We start from the raw sequence: 4367 nt of genomic DNA, 5'->3' as shown, positions 1-4367 counted from the left end.
AAGTGGTCACACCTGTTCCCATTTCGAACACAGAAGTTAAGCACTTTTACGGCGACAATAGCTAGGCTTGCTCTAGTGAAGATAGCAAATTGCCAGTTTATTGACATTCCAATGGAATGTCTTTTTTTTGTATTAAGGATAAATAATAAATTGTAAATGTTCTTTTGTTATTGTTGTGTTATAATATAAAGCGTATGAAAAATAAAAAAATATTAGTTGGGCTATCAGGTGGCGTGGATAGTGCCGTAGCAGCTTATTTATTGAAAGAAGCAGGTTATGATGTAACCTGTGCTTTTATGCGTAATTGGGATTCTTTTGCAAATAATGATATCAGTGGTAATCCTACGATTAATAACGATGTATGTCCGCAAGAAGAGGATTATATGGATGCGAAGCGGGTTGCTGATAAATTAGGCTTGGAATTACTTCGAGTAGATTTTGTGAAAGAGTACTGGGATTATGTTTTTCAATATTTTTTGGAAGAATATAAAAATGGAAGGACACCAAATCCTGATATTTTATGTAATAAGTATATTAAATTTGATTTCTTCTTAAAATATGCATTGGAGTTGGGATTTGAACAAGTCGCAACAGGTCATTATGCACGGGTTATTCATAATGAGGATGAAAGCATTCTTTTGCGTGGGAAAGATGCTAATAAAGATCAAACATATTTTTTGTGTCAAATATCTCAAGAAGCATTACAAAAAACAATGTTTCCAATCGGAGATATTGAAAAACCAGAAGTTAGAAGAATTGCGAAAGAATTAGATTTAGATATAGCTACTAAAAAGGATTCTACAGGTATTTGTTTTATAGGAGAAAGAAATTTCCGTGATTTTTTGACTAATTATCTACCTGCAAAAAATGGGGAGATAATTAATATTGATACGAATGAAGTGATCGGAGAACATATCGGAGTGTTGTACTATACGATAGGACAAAGAAAAGGATTAGGAATCGGTGGTGAGGGAGGTCCTTGGTTTGTAGTTGGAAAGGATGTAGAAAAAAATGAACTCTATGTCTGTAGTAAAGAAAACAATCCGTTGCTTTTCTCTAATTCTTGCATCGTGTCAAATGTAAATTGGTTTACAAACAAAGGAATAGAGGATTCATTTTCTTGTACTGCAAAATTTCGATATCGACAAAAAGATAATGAAGTAAAAGTATATATACGTGATAAAAATATGGTAGAAGTTGTATTTGATATGCCAATTTCGTCTGTTACACCTGGACAAGAAGCGGTGTTTTATGACGGTGATGTATGTTTAGGCGGCGGAGTAATTGAAGAAGTATATCGTGGTGGAATGAATGTTGAAGATGTATTGAAGGAGAAACGCAATGGGGAAATATAAGGAATATGTTCTAGGGCAAAAACGAAGAATAGGTGTATTGATTGCTTATTTTATTCTTTGGTTGTTTATTATACCAATTATCGTACTTGGTTTTATGAATTTATTTAATGTTGAGGATAAACTATTATATGTTTTCTTTGATTATCTACTTGGGTCTATACTTGTTGTGGCAATCGCTTTTCCATTATTCAAGAAAGAAGCAGATATAAATTTTATAGATTTAATAAAAGCAATTGCTACTGGAATAGGTTTGTTATTGTTAGCAAATATAATTATAGGGAATTTTATAGGAATATTGTTTTCTTTAGAGACAAGTGAAAATCAGAATCAAATAATGCAAATTCAAAGAATGAATCCTTATATATATTTGATAACAGTTGGAGTTTTAGCTCCGATTTTAGAAGAAACAGTATTTCGTGGTGTAATATTCCGAATGGTACGTGAGAAAAGTTCCTTTTTCAAAGCGGCGCTAATTTCTAGCTTCTTTTTTGGCTTCATACATGTTATGGATTCTATATTTATAGGAAAGTTTATGGATTTGATATATATATTTTTATATGGTGCTATGGGTATTGTTTTTGCGAAAGCTTATGAAGATACAGGAAGCATTTATGGGTGCATTATTTTACATGGTTTATATAATACATTAGCTTTTGTTTTGTCAACTATGTAATCAAATTAAGTGAGGAGTGATGATTTTGCAGGATAAATTGTGTATTGAAGGCTATTTCAGCGTGATTATTTATCGAAATAACAATTATACAGTTGCGAAATTCAGAACGAATGAAAAAGATGAAAAAACCTTAACTGTGACTGGATATATAGGTGAGATATTGGAAGAACAACCATATCGCTTATATGGCGATTATTTGGAACATTATAAATATGGGATGCAGTTTCAAGTTGAATCGTATGAGAAGGTATTACCAAATGATGATAGTTCTTTGATTCGCTATTTTTCTAGTTCTTTATTTAGTGGTGTTGGGAAAAAAGCAGCTAGTAAGCTAGTTGCTCAACTTGGTAGTGATGCAATAGAGATTATAAAAGATGATCCAAGTGTGGTATATCAAATTGTAGGGTTAAGTGATAAGCAGAAGGACAGTATCTGCGAAGGTGTTCAAAATAGTATCGATGATTCGATTGTTTTTTTGACACAACATGGTATTAGTACTAAAAATGTATTGAAGATTGAAGCGGTTTATGAAGATCGTGCAATTCAGGTGGTGAAAGAAAATCCATATCAATTGATAACCGATATCGATGGAATTGGCTTTAAAACGGCTGATAAACTTGCTATGAGTTTGGGCTTTGATGAAAATGACCCCAAACGAATTAAAGCAGCAATTGTATCTATTGTATTATCTTTATCAATGCAAAGTGGTAACACTTACGAAGAAAAAGATGTTGTTTTTAAACGGGTATCAAAAGAATTTGATTTCTGTAATGAGGAAATGTTTGATGATTACTTACAACAATTAGAAATAGAACGGTTGCTTCATATTGAAGGGAATGATATTTATCACATCACACAATATGATGCGGAAAAAGGAATTAGTGATTTCTTAGTTAATTTCCCTTATGGAGAAACAGCAAAAGTTGATACTGGGGAATTGGATAAAAAAATTGAGGAATTGAGTGATAAATTTAATATTCATTACGACACAAAGCAAATAACAGCGATGAAAGTTTTTTTTGAAGAATCATTTTCTATCTTGACAGGTGGACCAGGAACAGGAAAAACAACAATAGTAAGAGCAATTATTAGTTTATACAAGGATTTGTTCCCTTACTCTACAATCGCTCTGTGCGCGCCGACAGGGCGTGCTGCGAAGCGTTTGGGCGAATTGGGAGGAATTCATGCCACAACGATTCATTCACTCTTAAAATGGGATTTGGAGACAAATGTCTTTGCTGTGGATGAAAATAGTCCCATTGAGGCAAACTTAATTATCATCGATGAATTTTCAATGGTTGATTCTTGGTTGTTTTATAATCTTTTGAAGGCATCTCACAATGTAGCGAAGATATTAATTATTGGTGATGAAGATCAGTTACCTTCTGTTGGACCAGGTTTTGTGTTAAAAGATTTGATAGGATCAAATATGTTTGAAGTAACTAGATTAGATAAAATATATCGTCAAAGTGAAGGTAGTGATGTAATAGCTTTAGCGCATGCGATGAAAGATGGTGAGCTATTAGATTTTCATCAACAAAATGATGTGAAAATGTTTTCGTGTGAGAACTATCAAGTGAAAGATCAAATTATTAAAATCGTTTCAAATGCATTTGAAAAAGGTTATCAAGATTTAGATATACAAGTGTTAGCGCCAATGTATAATGGTGTTGCAGGAATTGATGCGCTTAATAAATCTTTGCAAGGTCTTTGTAATCCATCAGAAGCTGGAAAAAATGAGCTACGCTTAGGATATCGTGTTTTTCGTGAAGACGATAAAGTGTTACAATTGAAAAACCAACCAGATGATGGAGTATATAATGGAGATATTGGAAAAATTATTGAAATTGTAGATGCTCGTAATGATATTGATCATCAAAATCGAATCATTGTTGACTTTGATGGGATATTTGTAGAATATACTTCTGAAAATTTCAATAATATTACACATGCCTATTGTATTTCAATACACAAATCACAAGGTAGTGAATATCCAATTGTGATTATGCCAATTTTGAAAGATTATATTTATATGCTTCAGCGTCGATTGATTTATACGGGGATAACAAGAGCAAAAAAATCTTTGGTTTTACTTGGAGATGAACAGGTGTTAAAGAAAGGGATTAATAGAACGGATTATCATACCAGAAAAACGAAACTATTAGAGAGACTGTGACAGATAGGTGATTTTTATCGCCTTGAAGGTTAACAGCCTTTTTTCTATGCCATTTTGTCGAAATTGAGGAGAGTGTAAAAAAATCTGTGTAAATGAACTAACCGTAATATGAGAAGCAATAAAAGTTGCTTCTTTTTTCTAACTAAATACTACCATTCCTTAT

3 protein-coding genes and 1 rRNA gene are annotated in these 4367 nt (G+C 32.5%); all 4 read left to right on the top strand.

All coding sequences use genetic code 11. From position 1 onward, the window contains the following. Positions 1-98: ribosomal RNA gene (gene rrf, locus M2475_RS11260) — 5S ribosomal RNA — on the top strand; the annotation flags it as partial. Positions 99-170: 72 nt separating this feature from the next. Further along, entirely contained in the window at positions 171-1355 is a 1185-nt protein-coding gene (gene mnmA / locus M2475_RS11255; protein WP_346780375.1) for a tRNA 2-thiouridine(34) synthase MnmA, read from the top strand. Then, a complete protein-coding gene (locus M2475_RS11250) occupies positions 1342-2028 on the top strand; it encodes a type II CAAX endopeptidase family protein (protein WP_277491621.1) in 687 nt (228 codons plus the stop codon). The genes mnmA and M2475_RS11250 overlap by 14 nt, the downstream gene beginning before the upstream one ends. Positions 2029-2047: 19 nt before the next feature. Then, positions 2048-4204, top strand: coding sequence for an ATP-dependent RecD-like DNA helicase (locus tag M2475_RS11245; RefSeq protein ID WP_277491620.1), 2157 nt, complete (start codon positions 2048-2050; stop codon positions 4202-4204). Positions 4205-4367: the final 163 nt, after the last annotated feature.

The sequence above is a fragment of the Breznakia sp. PF5-3 genome, assembly GCF_029504745.1.
GTDB lineage: Bacteria > Bacillota_I > Bacilli_A > Erysipelotrichales > Erysipelotrichaceae > Breznakia.
The sequence above is the reverse complement of the archived record's forward strand: the minus strand, read 5'-3'. Positions and strand labels throughout refer to the sequence as shown.

Coding starts and splice junctions, on each gene's coding strand:
- M2475_RS11250 (WP_277491621.1), top strand. CDS start 1,342: ATGGGGAAATATAAGGAATATGTTCTAGGGCAAAAACGAAGAATAGGT.
- M2475_RS11245 (WP_277491620.1), top strand. CDS start 2,048: ATGATTTTGCAGGATAAATTGTGTATTGAAGGCTATTTCAGCGTGATT.